Source organism: Streptomyces sp. NPDC025784, assembly GCF_055558435.1.
On record NZ_JBVHMN010000024.1, the window covers coordinates 39,555 to 58,575 of the forward strand.

The 19,021-nt window shown below is 72.9% G+C and carries 19 protein-coding genes; 12 read left to right on the forward strand and 7 right to left on the reverse strand.

The features are described from left to right. The first annotated feature begins 177 nt into the window (after positions 1 to 177). The 6 genes from ACZ4IF_RS38150 (at position 178) to der (ending at position 5,334) form a co-directional block, all read left to right on the forward strand. Entirely contained in the window at positions 178 to 597 is a 420-nt protein-coding gene (locus ACZ4IF_RS38150; protein WP_467571722.1) for a YidB family protein, read from the forward strand. A 122-nt stretch (positions 598 to 719) separates the two neighbouring features. Continuing rightward, positions 720 to 1,082, forward strand: coding sequence for a chorismate mutase (gene aroH / locus ACZ4IF_RS38155; protein WP_028805244.1), 363 nt, complete (start codon positions 720 to 722; stop codon positions 1,080 to 1,082). After that, complete coding sequence (locus tag ACZ4IF_RS38160) at positions 1,079 to 2,164, forward strand: prephenate dehydrogenase (RefSeq protein WP_467571725.1); 1,086 nt, start codon at positions 1,079 to 1,081, stop codon at positions 2,162 to 2,164. The genes aroH and ACZ4IF_RS38160 overlap by 4 nt, the downstream gene beginning before the upstream one ends. Before the next feature lie 253 nt (positions 2,165 to 2,417). Continuing rightward, positions 2,418 to 3,110: a (d)CMP kinase gene (cmk, locus tag ACZ4IF_RS38165; protein WP_345648166.1), complete on the forward strand. Its 693-nt coding sequence runs from the start codon at positions 2,418 to 2,420 to the stop codon at positions 3,108 to 3,110. Positions 3,111 to 3,163: 53 nt separating this feature from the next. Continuing rightward, on the forward strand, positions 3,164 to 3,781 hold the full coding sequence (locus ACZ4IF_RS38170) for a lysophospholipid acyltransferase family protein (RefSeq protein ID WP_467571995.1): 618 nt from the start codon (positions 3,164 to 3,166) through the stop codon (positions 3,779 to 3,781). A 77-nt stretch (positions 3,782 to 3,858) separates the two neighbouring features. After that, entirely contained in the window at positions 3,859 to 5,334 is a 1,476-nt protein-coding gene (der, locus tag ACZ4IF_RS38175) for a ribosome biogenesis GTPase Der (protein ID WP_467571728.1), read from the forward strand. A gap of 58 nt (positions 5,335 to 5,392) precedes the next feature. Here der and ACZ4IF_RS38180 read toward each other — a convergent pair whose 3' ends face one another. After that, positions 5,393 to 5,782 (reverse strand): hypothetical protein, encoded by a 390-nt coding sequence (locus ACZ4IF_RS38180; RefSeq protein WP_467571730.1) that lies wholly within the window; start codon positions 5,780 to 5,782, stop codon positions 5,393 to 5,395. A 110-nt stretch (positions 5,783 to 5,892) separates the two neighbouring features. Next, positions 5,893 to 6,666, reverse strand: coding sequence for a hypothetical protein (locus ACZ4IF_RS38185; protein ID WP_028805249.1), 774 nt, complete (start codon positions 6,664 to 6,666; stop codon positions 5,893 to 5,895). A 536-nt stretch (positions 6,667 to 7,202) separates the two neighbouring features. On the opposite strand from ACZ4IF_RS38185, the gene ACZ4IF_RS38190 reads away from it, so the two are divergent. Both ACZ4IF_RS38190 and ACZ4IF_RS38195 read left to right on the forward strand, forming a co-directional pair. Further along, positions 7,203 to 7,871, forward strand: coding sequence for a transglycosylase family protein (locus tag ACZ4IF_RS38190; protein ID WP_467571732.1), 669 nt, complete (start codon positions 7,203 to 7,205; stop codon positions 7,869 to 7,871). A gap of 119 nt (positions 7,872 to 7,990) precedes the next feature. Continuing rightward, positions 7,991 to 8,719: a LysM peptidoglycan-binding domain-containing protein gene (locus tag ACZ4IF_RS38195; RefSeq protein WP_467571735.1), complete on the forward strand. Its 729-nt coding sequence runs from the start codon at positions 7,991 to 7,993 to the stop codon at positions 8,717 to 8,719. Here ACZ4IF_RS38195 and ACZ4IF_RS38200 read toward each other — a convergent pair. Genes ACZ4IF_RS38200 through ACZ4IF_RS38210 form a run of 3 tightly spaced genes read right to left on the reverse strand, consistent with a single transcriptional unit; the run spans position 8,616 to position 12,827 of the window. Then, a complete protein-coding gene (locus tag ACZ4IF_RS38200; protein WP_467571741.1) occupies positions 8,616 to 9,335 on the reverse strand; it encodes an ATP-binding cassette domain-containing protein in 720 nt (239 codons plus the stop codon). The two genes, ACZ4IF_RS38195 and ACZ4IF_RS38200, sit on opposite strands and share 104 nt — an antisense overlap. Then, complete coding sequence (locus tag ACZ4IF_RS38205) at positions 9,332 to 12,334, reverse strand: ATP-binding cassette domain-containing protein (protein ID WP_467571745.1); 3,003 nt, start codon at positions 12,332 to 12,334, stop codon at positions 9,332 to 9,334. The genes ACZ4IF_RS38200 and ACZ4IF_RS38205 overlap by 4 nt, the downstream gene beginning before the upstream one ends. 10 nt (positions 12,335 to 12,344) lie before the next feature. Continuing rightward, positions 12,345 to 12,827 carry a hypothetical protein gene (locus ACZ4IF_RS38210; RefSeq protein ID WP_467571749.1) on the reverse strand — a complete coding sequence of 161 codons (483 nt, stop codon included), beginning with the start codon at positions 12,825 to 12,827 and terminating at the stop codon, positions 12,345 to 12,347. A 121-nt stretch (positions 12,828 to 12,948) separates the two neighbouring features. Between ACZ4IF_RS38210 and ACZ4IF_RS38215 the strand changes: the two genes are divergently transcribed. The 4 genes from ACZ4IF_RS38215 to ACZ4IF_RS38230 all read left to right on the forward strand — a co-directional run bounded on the left by ACZ4IF_RS38215 (position 12,949) and on the right by ACZ4IF_RS38230 (position 16,407). Beyond that, positions 12,949 to 13,479, forward strand: coding sequence for an MTB12 C-terminal domain-containing protein (locus ACZ4IF_RS38215; protein WP_467571753.1), 531 nt, complete (start codon positions 12,949 to 12,951; stop codon positions 13,477 to 13,479). Then, complete coding sequence (locus tag ACZ4IF_RS38220; protein WP_467571755.1) at positions 13,454 to 14,740, forward strand: ABC transporter substrate-binding protein; 1,287 nt, start codon at positions 13,454 to 13,456, stop codon at positions 14,738 to 14,740. Before ACZ4IF_RS38215 ends, ACZ4IF_RS38220 begins: the two co-directional genes overlap by 26 nt. Before the next feature lie 119 nt (positions 14,741 to 14,859). After that, positions 14,860 to 15,840, forward strand: coding sequence for a helix-turn-helix transcriptional regulator (locus tag ACZ4IF_RS38225; RefSeq protein ID WP_467571758.1), 981 nt, complete (start codon positions 14,860 to 14,862; stop codon positions 15,838 to 15,840). A 351-nt stretch (positions 15,841 to 16,191) separates the two neighbouring features. After that, on the forward strand, positions 16,192 to 16,407 hold the full coding sequence (locus tag ACZ4IF_RS38230) for an I78 family peptidase inhibitor (RefSeq protein ID WP_359492702.1): 216 nt from the start codon (positions 16,192 to 16,194) through the stop codon (positions 16,405 to 16,407). A gap of 135 nt (positions 16,408 to 16,542) precedes the next feature. Here ACZ4IF_RS38230 and ACZ4IF_RS38235 read toward each other — a convergent pair whose 3' ends face one another. Both ACZ4IF_RS38235 and ACZ4IF_RS38240 read right to left on the reverse strand, forming a co-directional pair. Next, a complete protein-coding gene (locus ACZ4IF_RS38235; RefSeq protein WP_467571762.1) occupies positions 16,543 to 17,568 on the reverse strand; it encodes a phosphatase PAP2 family protein in 1,026 nt (341 codons plus the stop codon). Positions 17,569 to 17,807: 239 nt separating this feature from the next. Further along, on the reverse strand, positions 17,808 to 18,977 hold the full coding sequence (locus ACZ4IF_RS38240) for a glycosyltransferase family 39 protein (RefSeq protein WP_467571765.1): 1,170 nt from the start codon (positions 18,975 to 18,977) through the stop codon (positions 17,808 to 17,810). Positions 18,978 to 19,021: the final 44 nt, after the last annotated feature.

The following is a 19,021-nucleotide window of genomic DNA, read 5'->3' on the forward strand; positions in this document are numbered from 1 at the left end:
TACGGGCCTCCCCCGAGGCGAGCCTCCTGCCATGACAGCGGACGCGCGCCTCCGCGTCCAGAGGCGTACAGGGGTGTTCTCACCACAAGTGGCGGAATACAGCGATTCACGTGAGATTGGCAGGGTCTGAGGCCGTGGGGCGACCTGCCCCCGGCCCTCCTCAGGAAAGGCGTGACCATGGCGGGTAACGATCTCGGCGGCCTCCTCGGCGGCTCCGGCCAGAGCGGCGCCGCGGGCGCCTCCGGTGCGGGCAACATCCTCGGCGCCCTGCTCGGAGCCCTGAGCGGCGGCGGCTCGGGTGCCGCGGGCGGTAATCCGCTGGGCGGCCTGCTGGACATGCTCACCAAGGCAGGTCTGGCCGAGCAGAAGGACTCCTGGGTCGGCACCGGAGAGAACCAGTCCGTGACCGGCGCACAGATCCAGCACGCGCTGCCCGACGACACCCTCAAGCAGGTCGCCGACGAGGCCGGGATCACCACCGACCAGGCCGCGACCCAGATCGCCGAGAACCTGCCCCGGGCCGTCGACAGACTGACGCCCGAGGGGCAGATGCCCGCAGGGTCCCTGGAGGACCTCATCCGGGCGCAGAACCTCTGATAATCACCGGTCCGTAGGGGGCGTCCGCTCGTCTCGGCAGGCGGGCGCCCCGCACCCGTGCGTCGCGGGCTGACTACGCTGGTGCGTTCAGACACGTACGTACATCAGCGAGGAGCATCACCGTGGCGGTACGAGCGGTCCGGGGCGCCGTCCAACTGGAACGGGACGAGGCCGGGCACATGGACGAGCAGGTCAGCGAGCTGCTCACCGCCATCCTGGAGCGCAACGCGCTCACCGCGGACGACCTGATCAGCATCTGGTTCACCGCCACGCCCGACCTGCACAGCGACTTCCCGGCCGCCGCGGCCCGGGGACTCGGCATCGTCGACGTCCCGCTGATCTGCGCGCAGGAACTGGACATCGAGGGCGCGATGCCCCGGGTCGTACGGGTCCTCGCGCACATCGAGTCCGACAAGCCGCGCGCCGACGTGGTGCACGTCTACCTCGGCGCAGCCGGCGCACTGCGCAAGGACATCGCCCAGTGAGGACCGCACTCGTCATCGGGACCGGGCTGATCGGCACGTCGGCGGCCCTCGCACTGGTGGCCCGCGGGGTCGTCGTCCACCTCGCCGACCACGACCCGGAGCAGGCCCGGACGGCGGCGGCGCTCGGCGCCGGCACGGACGAGCCGCCGCAGGGGCCCGTCGACCTGGCGATCGTGGCGGCGCCGCCCGCGCACGTGGCGGCCACGCTCGCGGACGCCATGCGCCGCGGGGTCGCGCGCGGCTACCTCGACGTCGCCAGCGTCAAGGGCGGACCACGCCGTGAACTGGAGGCGCTCGGCCTCGACCTGTCCTCGTACATCGGTACGCACCCCATGTCGGGCCGCGAGAAGTCGGGCCCGCTGGCCGCGACGGGAGACCTCTTCGAAGGCCGTCCCTGGGTGCTCACTCCCACCCGCGACACGGACACCGAGGTCCTGAACCTCGCCCTGGAGCTGGTGTCGCACTGCCGTGCCGTGCCGGTCGTCATGGACGCGGACGCCCACGACCGGGCCGTCGCCCTCGTCTCGCACATGCCGCACCTGGTATCCAGCATGGTCGCCGCACGCCTGGAGCACGCGGAGGAGGCGGCGGTGCGGCTCTGCGGGCAGGGCATCCGTGACGTGACCCGTATCGCCGCCTCGGACCCCCGGATGTGGATCGACATCCTCTCCGCGAACCCGGGGCCGGTCGCCGACCTCCTCGCGGACGTCTCCTCCGACCTCGACGAGACCGTCCAGGCGCTGCGCTCCCTCCAGTCCTCCGACGAGGCCAAGCGCCGCGAGGGTGTCGACGGCATCCAGGACATGCTGCGCCGCGGCAACGCGGGCCAGGTCAGGGTCCCCGGCAAGCACGGTTCGGCTCCGCGCGTGTACGAGACCGTGGCCGTCCTCATCGACGACCAGCCCGGTCAGCTGGCCCGCATCTTCGCGGACGCGGGGATGGCCGGGGTCAACATCGAGGACGTGCGCATCGAGCACGCCACCGGCCAGCAGGCCGGACTCGTCCAGCTGATGGTGGAGCCCAAGGCGGTGCCGGTGCTGAGCGCGGCACTGCGCGAGCGGGGCTGGGCGCTGCGGCAGTAGCGGCCACCCGGCCACCGGGCGGGACCGGCCGCCGCCGTGACCCCCGCACCCGCGGCGGTGACGCCGGCGGCCGGGCGCTCCCCGGGGCGCGGTCGGGCGTCCGTGGACGGGCACGGCGGCCGGTCCTGGCGTGGGCCGGTGATCCGGCCGCGGGAAGGGCCAGTGATAAGGGGTCCGCGAAGCCAGTAACCTTGGGCGGGGCGCGATCGTGCCCCCACACCCATCACCCCGTACCAGGAAGGTGTCCGTCACCGTGGAAAAGGCCGCCCGGACCGCTCCGGCTGTGATTGTCGCCATCGACGGCCCCTCCGGCACGGGCAAGTCGAGCACCTCGAAGGCCGTCGCCGCGCAGCTCGGCCTGAGCTACCTGGACACGGGGGCCCAGTACCGGGCGATCACGTGGTGGATGGTGAGCAACGGCATCGACGTCGCCGACCCCTCCGCGATCGCTGCCGCGGCGGAGAAGCCGGAGATCATCTCCGGCACCGACCCCTCCGCGCCGACCATCACGGTCGACGGGACCGACGTCGCCGGCCCGATCCGCACGCAGGAGGTCACCTCCAAGGTCAGCGCGGTCAGCGCGGTGCCCGAGGTGCGCGCCCGCATCACCGAGCTGCAGCGCTCGCTCGCCGCTTCCGCCGCGTACGGGATCGTCGTCGAGGGCCGCGACATCGGCACCACCGTGCTGCCGGACGCCGACCTGAAGATCTTCCTCACCGCCTCCCCGGAGGCCCGTGCCGCCCGCCGCAGCGGTGAGCTGAAGGGCGCGGACGTCAACGCCACGCGCGAGGCGCTCATCAAGCGGGACGCGGCCGACTCCAGCCGCAAGACGTCCCCGCTGGCCAAGGCGGACGACGCGGTCGAGGTGGACACCTCCGACCTCACGCTCCAGCAGGTCATCGAGTGTGTGGTCACCCTCGTCGAGGAGAAGCGGGCCGCGAAGTGACCGCACCCTCCGAGAGGGGCGCCGAGGTCGGGCGCCGCATCGGCGTCGGCCTGATGTACGGGCTGTGGAAGCCGCGCGTCCTGGGCGCCTGGAAGGTGCCCGCGACGGGCCCGGCGATCCTGGCCGTGAACCACTCGCACAACATCGACGGCCCGATGGTCATGGGCGTCGCGCCCCGGCCCACGCACTTCCTGATCAAGAAGGAAGCGTTCATCGGGCCGCTCGATCCCTTCCTGCTGGGCATCGGCCAGCTGAAGGTGGACCGCGAGACCACCGACCGCACGGCCATCACCCAGGCGCTCGGCGTCCTGGAGAACGGCGGCGTGCTCGGGATCTTCCCGGAGGGCACGCGTGGCGAGGGCGACTTCGCCTCGCTGCGGGCCGGCCTCGCGTACTTCGCCGTACGCAGCGGAGCCCCGATCGTGCCGGTGGCGGTGCTGGGAAGTTCCGACAGGCGGGGCCGGTTGATAAAGGGGCTGCCCCCGCTGCGCAGCCGGGTCGACGTCGTCTTCGGCGACCCGTTCGACGCGGGTGACGGCACCGGGCGGCGCACGCGCAAGGCGCTGGACGAGGCCACCACCCGCATCCAGAAGCAGCTGAGCGCCCATCTGGACGAGGCCCGGCGTCTGACCGGACGCCGGGAAAACGCCGGGCGCCCCATCGGGCACTAGGCGACACTTGAGTAGTGGATCTCCCGGAGGCGGGCGGTCCACCGATCACCACGAATGAACGACGAGGTACGGACTTCATGAACGACCACATCCAGCCCGAGGGCTCGGCAGAGCACGACCACGGGGCACTCGGCGACGTCGAGTACGCGGAGTTCATGGAGCTCGCCGCGGAAGAGGGCTTCGACGTCGAGGACGTCGAGGGCGCGATCGAGGAGGCGGGCCACGGCCCGCTGCCCGTCCTCGCCGTCGTCGGCCGTCCCAATGTCGGCAAGTCGACCCTGGTGAACCGGATCATCGGCCGCCGTGAGGCGGTCGTCGAGGACAAGCCGGGCGTCACCCGTGACCGTGTCACCTACGAGGCCGAGTGGGCGGGCCGCCGCTTCAAGGTCGTCGACACCGGCGGCTGGGAGCAGGACGTCCTCGGCATCGACGCGTCGGTGGCCGCGCAGGCCGAGTACGCGATCGAGGCCGCCGACGCGGTCGTCTTCGTCGTCGACGCCAAGGTCGGCGCCACCGACACCGACGAGGCCGTCGTCCGCCTGCTGCGCAAGGCGGGCAAGCCCGTCGTCCTGTGCGCCAACAAGGTGGACGGACCGAGCGGCGAGGCCGACGCCTCGTACCTGTGGTCCCTCGGTCTCGGTGAGCCGCACCCGGTCTCCGCGCTGCACGGTCGCGGCACCGGCGACATGCTCGACGCGGTCCTGGAGGCGCTGCCGGAGGCCCCGGCGCAGACCTTCGGCTCCGCCGTCGGCGGCCCGCGCCGCATCGCCCTCATCGGCCGCCCGAACGTCGGCAAGTCGTCGCTGCTCAACAAGGTGGCGAACGAGGAACGCGTCGTCGTCAACGAACTCGCGGGCACCACCCGCGACCCGGTCGACGAGCTCATCGAACTCGGTGGTGTCACCTGGAAGTTCGTGGACACGGCGGGCATCCGCAAGCGCGTCCACCTCCAGCAGGGCGCCGACTACTACGCCTCGCTGCGCACGGCCGCCGCCGTCGAGAAGGCCGAGCTCGCCGTCATCCTGCTCGACGCGTCCGAGACGATCTCCGTGCAGGACCAGCGCATCGTCACCATGGCGGTCGAGGCGGGCCGGGCGATCGTCCTCGCCTTCAACAAGTGGGACAACCTCGACGAGGAGCGCCGCTACTACCTGGAGCGCGAGATCGAGACCGAGCTCGGCCAGGTGGCGTGGGCGCCGCGCGTCAACGTCTCGGCGCGCACGGGCCGTCACATGGAGAAGCTCGTCCCGGCGATCGAGACGGCCCTGGCCGGCTGGGAGACCCGCGTCCCGACCGGCAGGCTGAACGCCTTCCTCGGTGAGCTGGTCGCCGCCCACCCGCACCCGATCCGGGGCGGCAAGCAGCCCCGCATCCTGTTCGGCACGCAGGCGGGCACCAAGCCCCCGCGGTTCGTGCTCTTCGCCTCCGGCTTCATCGAGCACGGCTACCGTCGCTTCATCGAGCGTCGGCTGCGCGAGGAGTTCGGCTTCGAGGGCACGCCGCTGCACATCTCGGTGCGGGTGCGCGAGAAGCGCGGCGCGAAGAAGAAGTAGCAGGACATGAGGAAGGGCCGGCTCCCCCGGGGGAACCGGCCCTTCCTCATGGGCGGGGTCAGAGACCCCGACGCGGTGCGGGCGGCAGCGCGGCCGGGATGTGGTGCATCCCGGTGCTGTGCTGCCGCCCGCTCGGCTGCCAGATGGCCGTCGCCGTCGTGGTGTGACCCTGCTGCACGGCACTGTGCCGCGCGGAGTGCGCACCGGCGCTGTAGGAGTTGTACGAGCCGGACGCGCCGTACGTGGTCGCACCGCGCGGCATGCTCCCGAAGGCCGTGAAGGCCAGACCCTCCTCGCCGTGCCGGTCGCCGGGCAGGGTCCTGAGCCACTCGGCGTACAGCGCGTCGTAGATCGGCGTGGCCGATGGACCGCCCGAGGTGTCCTGCGCCGATCGCGCGGGCGGGTCCGGCTGGAAGGGCCGGCGGCGGGGGGCTTCGTAGGTGTGCACGTATGTGCCAACGACCCCGCTGCCCAACGGATGCGGCCACCACGTCGCTTTCGCAGGTCAACCGGAGTGTGCCCGGCGCACTTTCGCGCCCGGGCTCCCCGGGGGCCGGCTCAGGTGCCCGCGAGCGGCATGGTGGCGGCGACGAGCTTCCCGTTGGCCGCCGCCTTGTCCAGCGCGTCGCGCAGCAGGTCCTCGCGGGGCTGGCGGCCGATCGAGCCGACCGGCGCCGCGAACAGGAGCACCTGCTGGTGCTTGTTGGCGGCCGACCGCCAGCTCTCGGCGACCTGGAGCGCCTGGTGGGCCTGCCACCACGCGACGGGGGAGCCACCGCCGGTGCCCGGCTGGAGCACGGCGTGCAACTGGCCCATGGCGAGCAGCACGGACCAGCCGTGCAGGACCGGGGGCACCGCGTTCACCGCGGTCACCGGCATGAAGCCCTGCTCGATGAGGAGGGGGAGGAAGTCGTCGCCGATGTCGGTCGAGCCGGGGCGCACGATGGGGCCGGTCGGTTCGACGACGAGCGCCGGGTGCAACTCGCCGTTGATCAGGACGAGTCCGCTGGTGACACCCAGTACGGCCTGCTCGGGAACGAACTCGGTGGGGATGCCGTCGGGGTGGATCGAGCGGACGGCGCCCTGCAGCTGCTCCTCGGTGACCTGCACGACCTGTGAGGGCAGGCAGGTGGCGTGGGCGAAGGCGAGGACGGCTGTCTCGTCGCCGATGAACAGGACGGTGCTGGTCCGCTCCTGTTCCGAGTCGCCCGGGGTGCGGCAGGACGTGCAGTCGTAACTGCCGGGGGCGTTCTCTCCGGCGAGCAGCCGGTCGGCTTCTTCGTCGCCGATCTCGGCGCGTACGTCGTCGCTGACGTCGAGCATGCGCGGCACGGTGGCTCCTCGGGAATGCGGTGCGCGGTGATGCCGGGTGGCTCCCGGCCCATGAACCCGGGGGATCCCGGCTCATGAAGATGACAACGGACGATCTGTGGCCGGAGTCACGCCCGAGCGCGAACGGAATCGAACCATCCGACGCCCAGGGTGAGATCGCCTGCGGAATCGGTCACTCCCAGTCAACTTGTCTGAGCGCCAAGGAAGTTGAGGCGGTGAAGTGGGTCACAGGTCGCGAAGATGACAGGTCGATAAATCCTGAAATCACCCAATGAAATGGGTGGCCGAAAATCGACGATACTCGCGGTAACGGCTAACTGGCCTCGAATGACAAGGAGTTGGTTGATATCGGGGCGGTCGGCTCCCTAGATTCCTCGGCCGTGTGCAACGAGCACCGCTCGGGCAGGTCCGCCGGCCGAACCATCCAGCTCTCAGTACAGCCTCCGGCGGACGGGGCGGAGCGCGCCGACCGCGTCCCATGCGCGGGCCGTCGCGCCCCGCCCTGGGGGACCCCGGGTGTTTCGAGAGGGAATTACATGTCCGAATGTGCCGAGAACACCCATCAGGCTCGTACGGCCGGCAAGGCCCGTACGACGGCGGTCCTCGCCGGGGCGGCGCTCCTCGCCCCGCTCGGACTGCTCGCCGCGAGCGGTGACGCCGCCGCGGCCGACAGTGGAGTGTGGGACCGCATCGCGCAGTGCGAGAGCGGCGGCAACTGGCACATCAACACCGGCAACGGCTACTACGGAGGGCTCCAGTTCTCCGCGGGCACCTGGCGCGCGTACGGCGGCACCGCCTACGCGTCGAGGGCCGACCAGGCCTCCAGGGGCGCGCAGATCGCCGTCGCCACCAAGGTCCAGCGGGCGCAGGGGTGGGGCGCGTGGCCCACCTGTGCGGCGCGCGCCGGAGCCTACGGAAACGCGCCCGCGTCCTCGGGCGCCGGATCGGCCGCGGGGACGGCCGCCACGAAGTCGACACCCGAGTCGGCCCCGTCGAAGCCGAAGCCGTCGAAGACGCCGGCACGCCCGTCGGGCCACACCAACCGTGACGCGTCGCGCGGTGACTACACCGTCCGCAGCGGCGACACGCTGAGCGGTATCGCCGAACGGCACGGCACCACCTGGCGGAAGGTCTACGCCGCCAACAGCACCGTCATCGGCGACGACCCCAACCTGATCGTGCCCGGGCTGCGGCTCGACCTCTGAGTCGCGTTCCCCCTCGCCCCGGGCATGCGGCCCCACCCGGTCCTCCGACCGGGTGGGGCCCCGGACGCACCGGGCGCGGCTCGACCGGCCGGGCGGAGGAGCCGCCTAGCGTGGGCGCGATGTTCCTCATGCCGACCCGGCCGGTCCCGTCGCCCCCGTCGATCAACCGCCTCCGGCAGGCGGCCGAGCACGCCAGACACGCGGCCGGGCGCCTCGGGCACGCGGTCGTGTCCGCCGGCGTCGTGGCGGTCACCGCGCTGGCCGTCCTCGTGCCCTCGGACGCCGTCGCCGCGCCCCCGCCCCCGCTTCCCGGCCCCGACATGACACGGGTGTCGTACGACTGCGCGAAGGACCAGTGGCCCTGGGGCTGCGTCGCCGAGTGCGAGAGCGGTGGCCGCTGGGACGCGAACACGGGGAACGGCTTCTACGGCGGGCTGCAGTTCTGGCAGCCCACCTGGGAGGCGTTCGGTGGACTCAAGTACGCCCGGCGTGCCGACCTCGCCACCCGCGCGGAGCAGATCAAGATCGCCGAGAAGGTGGTGGCCTCCCAGGGCTGGGGGGCCTGGCCGGTCTGCTCCCGGAGATACGCGCTCCAGGGCCGCATGCACGTGGTCAAGCACGGCGAGACGCTCGCGTCGATCGCCCGCAAGTACAAGGTCAAGGGCGGCTGGCAGGCGCTGTACAAGGTCAACAAGCAGATCGTCGGAAAGTCGCCGGACAAGCTGAACGAGGGCACCCTGCTGGTCATCCCGGAGGGTTCGGCCGGCTCCCGCCACCTGGGCCTCGTCCTGTTCGGTCCGCCACTGCGCCCGTCGCTCTTCGCGCAGTCTCCGCCGCCTCTCCGCTGAACACGACCTCGCCCCGGCTCAGTTCGTACACGAACGTCGTCCGATCGGTCCGTCCGCGCAGCCCCGGCGGCAGTCGTTGCTCCGCGACCACCACGCACGCGTCGAGACCGGCCAGCAGGTCGTACGTCCGTGCCGCGACCGCCGGGGACATGCCCTGCGCGGGTTCGTCGACGAGCACCACCCGCGCGCGGGCGAGCAGGGCGCGGGAGACGGCGAGCATCCGCTGCTCACCGCCCGACAGCGTGCCCGCGCGACGGGAGAGCAGGGGCTCCAGCCGCGGGTAGGCGTCGAGGGCGGGGGAGAAGTCGCCCGCGGCGAGCTCCAGGTTCGCGCGCACGGTGAGCGAACCGAAGACGGCCCGGCGCTCGGGGACCAGGCACAGGCCGAGCCGGGCCCGTTCGTGCGCGGTCCTGCGGGTGACGTCGACGCCGTCCCACACGACTGCCCCGCCGGACAGCGGCACGGTTCCGGCCAGCGCGTGCAGCGCCGTCGTACGGCCGGATCCGTTGCGGCCGAGCAGCACGGTGAGACCGGGACCCGGGGCGGCCAGGGTGACGCCGTGCAGGGCCTCCAGCGGGCCGTAGCGCACGCGTGCTCGGCGCAGGGCGATACTCAACCGTCGTACCCCCTCTCCAGTACGCGGTCGGCGGGGCCGGAGGTGACGACCCGTCCCGCCACCATGACGTGGACGGTGTGCGCCAGGTCGGCGACGAGATCGAGGTCGTGCTCGACGACGAGGAGGGCGGTGCCGTCCGCGGCGACCGCCCGCAGCACCCGTGTCAGCGCGGTCACTTCGGGGGCGTCGAGTCCTGCCGCGGGCTCGTCCAGCAGCAGCACCCGGGGACGTCCCGCGAGCGCCCGGGCCAGCTCGACGCGCCGGAGCGTGCCGGTGGGCAGCCCCGCCGCGGGCAGCGCCCGCACCGGCCCGTCGAGGCCGAGGAGCCGCAACGCCCGTTCCGCGGCCTCGGGATCGGCGGTCCGGCCCTGCTCGGCACCGACCCGGACGTTCTCGGCCACGGTCAAGGAGGGGAAGACGGCGAGCTGCTGGAAGGTCCGCGCGATCCCCAGCCGGGTGCGCGCGTGCGCGGGGAGCCGGGTGATGTCCCGCCCGCCGAGCAGCACCCGCCCGCCCGACGGGCGCAGCGTGCCGGCGAGGCAGTGGAAGAGCGTGCTCTTCCCGGCGCCGTTGGGCCCGACGACGGCCGTGACGCGTCCGGGCCGGACGTCCAGGTCGACCCCGTCGAGGGCGGTGAACCCGCCGTACCCGACGCGCAGACCGCGGGCGCGCAGGGACACGGACAGGGGAGCCCGCGGCTCGGCGCCCGCCGGGGGAACGGAGACGGCCCCCGACCCGGTGCGGTACCCCGACGGGGCAGCCGCTCCGGGCACGGAGCCGCGCGGCGCGGGAGCGGTTGCCCCGGGCAGGCCGCGGGGCGGCGAGGGCGCCGCCGCCTCCGGCCGGGTGTGCGGGGGCGGCGGGGGAGTCGGAGTCGGTCCTTGCCCGGTGTGCGGGCCGGCCGGGGTGGAGTCGCTCTGGTTGCTGCCCGGGACGGTGTGGCGCTGCCCGCTGCGGGGTGCGGTTACGGCGGCAGGGCCTCGCGTGCCGGAGTGGGGCGAGGGGCGGGCCGCCGGCCGCGTGCGCGGGGGCGGCGGGGGAGTGGCTCCCTGCCGGGTGTGCGGGCCGGGCGTGCCGGAGTGCGGTGACAGGCGGCCGGCCGGCCGGGGCGCCACGGGCAGCAGTCGCCGGCGCACTCGCGACCCCAGCGGGGTCAAGGACACCTCGCGGCGCAGTCGGAGGCGGGAGGCCGCCGTGCGCAGCGCCTCGTAGGGACCGCCGGGGAAGCGGCCGACGAGGACCGCCAGGACGCCGACCAGGGCCGCCGCGACGCCGCCGCGCGCCCCCGCGTCGAGGCCCACCAGCAGCGCCGCCGCGGCCAGTGCACCGAGGACGCTGTCCGCGCCGAGGACCACGACCGCCGCGAACCACAGCAACCCCCGGACCGGGTCGTAGGCCGCGGCGTCGAAGGCGCGCAGCCCCATGCCGAGCATCCCGCCGCCCAGCGCGGCCAGCGCGGCACCCGCGACGAACGCGGCCAGCTTCAGGGCCGGGACGCGGACACCCGCCGCCGAGGCGCCCGGCTCGTGGTCGCGCAGGGCGGCGAGGGCGCGTCCCGTGCGTCCCCGGCGCAGAGCGTTCGCCGCCAGCAACGCGGCGGTCAGCAGCCCCAGTTCGAGCACGTAGTACGCCCGGTCGCCGCCGAAGCCGGCCGGGCGGCCGAGGGAGAGCCCCGACGTGGCGTACGGCTGGGCGAAGACGAACCTGCTGACCCCCACCCCCACCGCGAACGTCGCCGGCGCGAGCGCCAGGCCGTGTCGCCGGATGGCCGGCCACCCGGTCAGCACACCGAGCGGCGCGACCAGGAGCACGGCCACCGCGAGCGCGGCCAGTTCGGGAAGGCGCGGCAGGCCGGGGAAGCGGCCCGCGGCGAGCAGCGCGGTGAAGAGGGCGCCCAGACCCGCGTACGCGGCCTGCCCCAGCGAGATCTGGCCGCCGCGGCCGGTGACGACGACCAGCGACAGCAGGACCACGCCCAACGCCGGCACCTGGACCGACGCGTGCAGGTCCGAGCCCGCGAACCCGAGGGGCAGCAGGAAGAGGACGACCGCCACGATCCACGCCCCCGGCGGCGTCGCCACGCGGGCCGTCGCGGTGCGCGGCAGCGTGTCACGGGTGCCGATGCCGGGCAGGACGAGCGCCGAGACGAGCAGCGCCACCACGAACAGGTTCGCGCCGACCGCCTGGAGCAGCGGTTCGGCGCGGCCCGCGGGGTGCAGCCGGGTCAACTGGCTCTGCCCGACCGCCACACCGAGGGCCACCACGACGGCGACGGGGAGACTGCGCATCCGCGCGGCCACCGCCACCGCCATCACCTCCATGACCAGCAGCGGCATCCCGTACGGATCCAGGCGCACGTACGGGGCGAGGAGCACGCCGGTCAGACCGGCCGTGAAGGAGCCGAAGGCCCAGCCGGCCGCCGCCACCCGGTCGGCGTCGATGCCGCCGAGCCCGGCGAGCGGGCGGTCGTCGACGACGGCGCGCAGTTCGGTGGCGAAGCGGGTCCGCCGTCGCGAGCGCGGCGGGCGTCCCTTCGGCGGACGCAGTACGGCCCCCACGGCCGCGGCGAGCGCGAGGGCCACCGCCAACTGCCCCCAGGGGTCCGCCGACACCACGGTCGGCGCGTCCGCCCGTGCCCCGGTGCCCCACACCAGTGCCGCCCCGCCGACCAGCAGGACGAAGACGCCGATCGACGCGACCAGCGTCTGCGCCGGGTCGCCGCCGAGCACGGCCAGCGGCCGGAACACGAAGCGCTCCAGTGCCACACCGATGGCCGGGGCCACCACGAGCAGGGTCACGGCGGTGCCGAGCGCGAGCGGCCAGCCCCACTCGACGGTGAACTGGCGCAGCAGGAAGGCGCACACCATGGCGACGGCGCCGTGTGCGAAGTTGAGCACCCCGGTGGCGCGGTGAGTGACGATCAGGCCGATCCCGGTGAGCGCGGCGGCACTTCCCACCGAGAGACCGGCGAGGGTGAGGTCGTACGTCAGCGAGGCCACGGCAGGGCCGTCAGTCTCCCGGACCGGCGGCGGACGGCTCGCAGATCGGGCACGGCCCGAGCTCCCCGCTCGCCAGGACCCGCGAGTCCACCGGCACCGCCTCCGCCTTCCCGGCGACCAGCGGGCAGTCGGCGCGATGCCACAGCGTGCCGCCCGGCACCATCGACAGGTCGCCGCTGGAGGCCAGGGGCGCGCTCACGGCGGGCCCGGACTCCGCCGCCCCGGCGGGCTCGGCCGCCACCAGCAGTCCGTACAACTCCTCGACGCGCGCCGCGGCCAGTGCGTTCCGGCCGTGCGTGAGGAGCACCGCGCCCGCGATGATCAGCGCCGCCCCGGGCACCGTGCACGAGGCGAGGTACGGCAGTTGGCGCTCCGCGTAGCGCTCGCCCGAGATGCCGTACCAGCCGATGACGCACAGCACCGCTCCGGCGGCGAGCGCGGCCCACCCGGCCCACAGGACGGGGTGCACGGTCCGCAGTCGAGATGTCCGCATCCGGGCTCCCACACGTCGTGTGTCTGTCCATGTCGGCCAATGGCTTGCACTATGCCTTCTGGAAGCTGACCCTGAAAGCACCGGGCGCACATGGCCCGGACTACACCCGGTGGTGAGCCAGATGGTTCTCGGGAGCGAACTCAGGCGGCCAAGTGGCCGGGCAGCGGCGGCGGTTCTCGTCCTCGCCGCGGCCCTCACGGCATGCGGCGACGACAGCGGCGGTGGGGGCGGCGCCCCGCCCGCGCCCTCCGTGGAGCGGTCCGCCGAACAGTCGACCGGCGCCACCGCCCCGTCCGACCCGGCGGCGGCCGAGAAGGAGATCGAGCGGAACTGGGAGAAGTTCTTCGATCCCGCCGTCCCCCAGAAGGACAAGCAGAGCGTCCTGGAGAACGGCGACGCCATGACCGAGGTCCTGAAGAGCTTCAACGGCGACAAGCGCGGCCAGGAGGTGCAGGCGCACGTCGAGAAGGTCGAGTTCACGTCACCGCGGGACGCGGACGTCACGTACTCGCTGACCCTGAAGGGCGCGACCGCGCTGCCGGGCGCCTCCGGGACGGCCGTCGAACAGGACGGCACCTGGAAGGTCTCCGTCAAGACCCTGTGCGCGCTGGTCCAGTTGAGCGGCAATGAGTCGCCCGGCCCCGGCTGCTGAGGGGCTCGCCCTCGCGTTGCTCCTCCTGCTGGGCACGGCCTGCGGCAGCCGCCTCCCCGAGAGCGACTTCGAGAACCGGTCCACCCCCACCCGGCAGGGCGGCACCGCCCCGATCCGGGTCGGCATCGTCACCAGTGCCACCAGCCCCGTCGGCGGTTCGGTCTTCACCGGCCCGCGAGACGGGGCGAAGGCCTACTTCGACCGCCTCAACGCGCGCGGCGGCATCGACGGGCGCCGCGTCGAGGTGCGGCTGTGCGACGACGGCGGCAGCGGTGTCGGCAACAACGAGTGCGTGCACCGGCTGATCGACGAGGACAAGGTCGTCGCCCTCGTCGCGACCACGGCCCTCGACTACGCCGGCGCCTCGCGCGTGTCGCACGCGCGCGTGCCCGACATCGGTGGCCAGCCGATCGGGCCGGCGTACGACACCTACCCGCACCTGTACGGGATCTACGGGAGTCCCGCACCCCGGGACGGAACGCCTGGCTGGGGCGGGAAGCTGTACGGGGGCACCGAGGTGTACCGCTACTTCAAGCGCGTGCACGGCGCCCGCACGGCCGCCGTGGTCTCCTACAACCAGTCCGCGTCGGCCGCCTACGCCCGGCTCGTCACCCAGGGCCTGAAGGCCGAGGGCTACCAGGTGGTCACCGAACAGGTCGACTTCGCGCTGCCCAACTTCCGTGCCGCCGCCGCCGATCTGAAGGACCGGGGAGCCGACCTCGTCTTCGACGCCGTGGACACGCACGGCAACGCGCAGCTGTGCAAGGCGATGGACGACGTGGACGCCGAGGTCATCGCCAAGGTCACCAACGTGCAGAACTGGACGTCCACCGTGGCCGAGGACTACAAGGACTCCCCGCGGTGCCGCAACGCTCTGTGGGCCACCGGGTCCAGCCGCGACTACGAGGACACCGCGAACCCCGCCGTACGCGAGTTCCGGGACGCGACCAAGGGATTCGGGTCGCACTCGCAGTGGCAGCTGGAGGGCTGGGCGGCCGCACGGTGGTTCGCCGACGCGGCGAAGTCCTGCACGGGGGCCGGGGTCACCCGCGCGTGCGTCGACGCCTTCATGAACCGCGGCGAGCCCTACACAGCGGGCGGGCTGCTGCTCCCGGTCACGTACGAGCGGCTGGCCGAGCCGCCGACGACACGGCGGGCCTGCCTGTCGGTGGCCCGCTGGAAGGACGGCCGGGGCTGGGTCTCCCAGGGCGACATGAACTCCACCTGCTTCCAGGTCCCGCAACTGTCCTACCGGCCCTGAGCCTTCGGGCCGCGGCAAGGCTCCCCGACGGAGACCGGCAGCCGTGGGGGACCTCGCCGACATGGGCACCGAGTCCTTGCGGACCGTAGATGTCCGCAAGGGCTGACAGACTCGGGTCCATGTTGGACACCTCCGCACGGCTGCTCCGTCTGCTGTCATTGCTCCAGGCCCACCGGGAATGGTCGGGTGCCGATCTCGCGGAGCGTCTCGGCGTCACGCCGAGGACGGTCCGGCGCGATGTGGACCGGCTGCGCGAGCTGGGGTACCCGGTCAACGCCAGCCCCGGCACGGGCGGCGGCTACCAGCTCGGCGCGGGGGCCGAACTCCCGCCGCTGCTGCTGGACGACGACGAGGCGGTGGCCGTCGCGGTCGGCCTGCGCACGGCCGCCGGCCAGGGCATCGAGGGCATCGGCGAGACCTCCGTCCGCGCCCTCGCCAAGCTGGAGCAGGTACTGCCGCACCGGCTGCGCCGCAGGATCGGCGCCCTGAACGCGTTCACCGTGCCGATGCTGCGCGGCCCGCAGCCCTCGGCGGTCGACCCGGCCGTCCTCACCGAACTGGCCAACGCCTGCCGCGACGGCGAGCGGCTCCGCTTCGAGTACCGCGACCACGGCGGCTCCTCGACCCGCCGCACCGTCGAGCCGCACCGCCTGGTGTGCACCGAACGCCGCTGGTACCTGGTCGCCTGGGACGTCGACCGCGACGACTGGCGCACCTTCCGGGTGGACCGTGTCACGCCCAGGCCGCCGCACGGACCGCGCTTCCGGCCCCGCACCCCACCGGCCGAGGACCTCGCCGCGTACGTCTCCAAGGGCGTCTCCACCGGCGCGTACGCCACACACGCCGTCATCCGGCTGCTGGTGCCCCTGGAGGAGGCGGCCGAGCGGATCTCACCGTCCGCCGGAACACTCGAAGCCTCCGGTCCGGACAGCTGTGTCCTGCGGACGGGGGCGGCCAGTCTCGACGTCATGGTCGTGCACGTGACGATGACGGGATTCGAGTTCGAGGTCCTCGAACCCGCCGGGCTCACCGACGCGCTCACCGCGGCCCGGGACCGGCTGTCCCGGGCTCTGGAGCGGAGTTCACCGGCACAGCCGTGATGTGCACGGTGGGTCGTGGGCCGGCCGGCCGCATGTGGGGTTCCTGTGCCGGAACGGGTATTTCCCATGGGGCGTCAGATTCCACGGCGGGCCCGGGAATCGGAATGGAAAGTCCGTGCCGAGACATTGGATCCGCACATTCCATCGAGCCGTTCGGGACGGTGTCACGCCGGTTCCGAATTACGTTCGAAGGAGTGCAGAACGCGTAGGGATCCCCTCGTGCGTGTGACGGAGTTCGGCCGAAACGCGTGTCGTGATCCTGTGACAGAAGTGTGACCGGAGGGGTATGGGTGACGCTGGGTGGCGATCCGGACTTCCCCGGCCGGGGCGACGCCGCCTAACGTGGCCGTCATGGCACCCATTCCCCCTCATTCCGCAGAGCCCCAGGACAGTCCGGAGAGTTACGTAGGACTGGAGGCGAGCAGCGCCGAGCGCCGTGCCCGGGAGCACGGCTGGACCACGGTGCGCTCACTGCCCCCGGGCGCGATCATCACCATGGAGTACCTCGTGGGGCGGCTGAACTTCGAGGTCACGGACGACAGGGTCACGCGCTGCTGGAAGGGCTGACGGCACCACGCCGACGGGACCCGGCGGTCCCGGCAGGAGACCCGGCCGACGCACGAAGGCCCCCGGCTGTCAGGAGCCGGGGGCCTTCGCGGTGCGGGGACAGGTGTGCGTACCGGCCCCGCCGTTCGGTTGTCCTCAGCCGCCCGTCAGGGGGCGGGCCGAGGTGGTGGCCGAGCGTGCCACCCGGTCGGCGTGCGGCGGGCGGCGGCTGCCGACCGGGGTGACCGGGGTGCGCTCCGAGCGGGCCGTGTGCGGGCCGGGAGCCAGGTACACCGGCGCTCGGGGCGCGCGGACGGAGGCGGCCGGCTCCCGCGCGGGGACGTCGCCGTCCGCGGTGGCGGGGTGCGGCACCATGGCGGGGGCGCCGACCGGCGAGGCCGCGGGAGCGGGCACGACACCGCCGCGACGGGCACGCCAGGAGTCGCGCAGCGAGAAGATCCCGGCCTCGGCGCGGGCGATCAGCGGCTCGCACCAGGGCAGCGCCAGCAGGATCAGCAGACCCGCGGCCCAGCCGAGGAGTACGTCGCTCAGCCAGTGCGTGCCGAGGTACACGGTGGTCAGACCGACGCCGAGCGACGTCACCGCGGAAAGCGCGGACAGCCAGCGCCGGGCCCGTGGGGTCGAGGCCAGATAGGCCAGGATGCCCCAGGTCACAACGGCGTTGGCGGTGTGACCCGAAGGAAATATATCGCCGCCCAGGCCCATCTCGTTCGAGCCGATGGTGATGGCGTAGTGGGGGCCGAGGCGCCCCATGCCCAACTTGGCGGCGCCGACCGTGATGTTGAGGAGCAGCAGCGAGGCGCCCAGCGTGAGCAGCGGGCGCAGGGTGTGCTGCCGCCAGGAGCGCCAGCCCAGCCAGGCGGCGACCATCACGGCGGTGGGGCCGCGCTGGCCGAGCACCACGTAGTAGTCCAGGAACGCGTGGATCTCCGGCCATTGCTGGTAGGGCCGGAAGAACATGACCTGCCAGTCGAATCTGACCAGCCATGAAGTGATGGCGACGGCCCACACGATGGCCAGGTAGAAGGCCAGGGTCGCAGCGAACAGCACGACCCTGTGCCGGCTCATCCTCGGCACGTCGATGTGGGCCGGCCGTTCAGGTTCACGGTCGAGCCGGGCGAAGACCCGGTCCAGACGGGTCAGGTTTCGTTCGGTACGCACTCAATCGACGTTACAGCGAGTGAGCTGCGTTCCAGGCCGAATCACTCGCTTTGTGATGACGATGTGATGTGGGATTCCTCTCAGGTCCGTGTTTATTTTCTATGAATGTCTAATCCTCGGAGAGTGGACTTCGTAATTCCATTGATCCGTCCGTGGTTCGGTTTTATGACGCTTATATATTCGTTCACCGAATGCTGGGCTGGAATTGTCCGGCAGCTCACCGGGCGTCCGGGAGTCGATCATGGCGGACCGGAGCCGTTCAGCCAGAAGGCGCCGTAGACCGCGGAAGCCGCCGCCACGCCACCCAGGACCGCCGCCGACCTGGACGTACGCAGCCGGGACAGGGCCAGGGCGAGGGGCAGCAGAAGAGGGAAGGCGGGCAGCAGGAGGCGCGGTTTCGAGCCGAAGTAGCTCGACGCGCACAGGGCGAGCGCGGTGACGACGCCCGAGTACACCAGGAGCGGCAGCGGCTGCCCCTGGCGCACGCACGTCACGTACAGCCAGACGACCAGCGCGACGCCGACGATCAGTCCGACGCCGGCCAGGGCCGACGGGAAGGACGTGAACTTGTCGGCCACGAAGCGCGCGAAGGCGTAGCCGCCGTCGAAGCCGTTGCGCCAGCCCGCCTGCACGTCGAGATAGCCGAGCGGGCCCTTGCCCGTGCGACGGCCGACCCAGAGCACATAGCCGGCGGCGCCGAGCGGCGCGAGAAGCATGCCGAGGGCGCGTCGCCACCGGGGTGCGCCGTCCGGGCCGGGTGCGCTTCGGTCCCGTACGAACGACATGACCGCCGTCACCCAGACGGCCGCGACCACCGCCACCCCCACCGGCCGGGTCAGCCCCGCGAGCGCGGCGAGCAGGCCCGCCGTGACCCAGCGGCCGGTCAGCACCGCGTACAGCGACCAGGCGGCGAGCGCCGTGAACAATGACTCGCTGTACGCCATCGACTGCACGACACCGATCGGCAGCACCGCCCACACCAGCACGGCGCAGACGCCCGCCCGCCGCCCGTACACATGCTCCGCGACGGCGAAGATCCCCCAGGCCGCGGCGAGCGAGGCCACCGTGCTCACCAGCAGACCCGCGTCCGCGGACGACAATGGCGTGAGGGCCGAGCCCAGACGTTCCAGCCAGGGCAGCAGCGGGAAGAAGGCGAGGTTCGAGTGCACGTCGCCGTTCGGAAGCCGCACCTCCCAGCCGTAGCCGAGGTCGGCGACACGGGTGTACCAGAGCGCGTCCCAGCGGGCTGTGAGCAGGATGTGCGCGCTCTTGCCGTTCGCCGCGCTCCACGCGGCGAGGACCACGAGCCCCAGCGCGCGGACGCCCGCGTACCCGAGGAGGGCGGGGGCCGCGCGGCGCAGGGCGCCCGCGCGGGGCGGCGTCGCGACAGGTGTCTCAAGATCGGTCACGGGCTCGATTATCGATGTCGCCCGGAACCGTCGGGCCCGGCGGG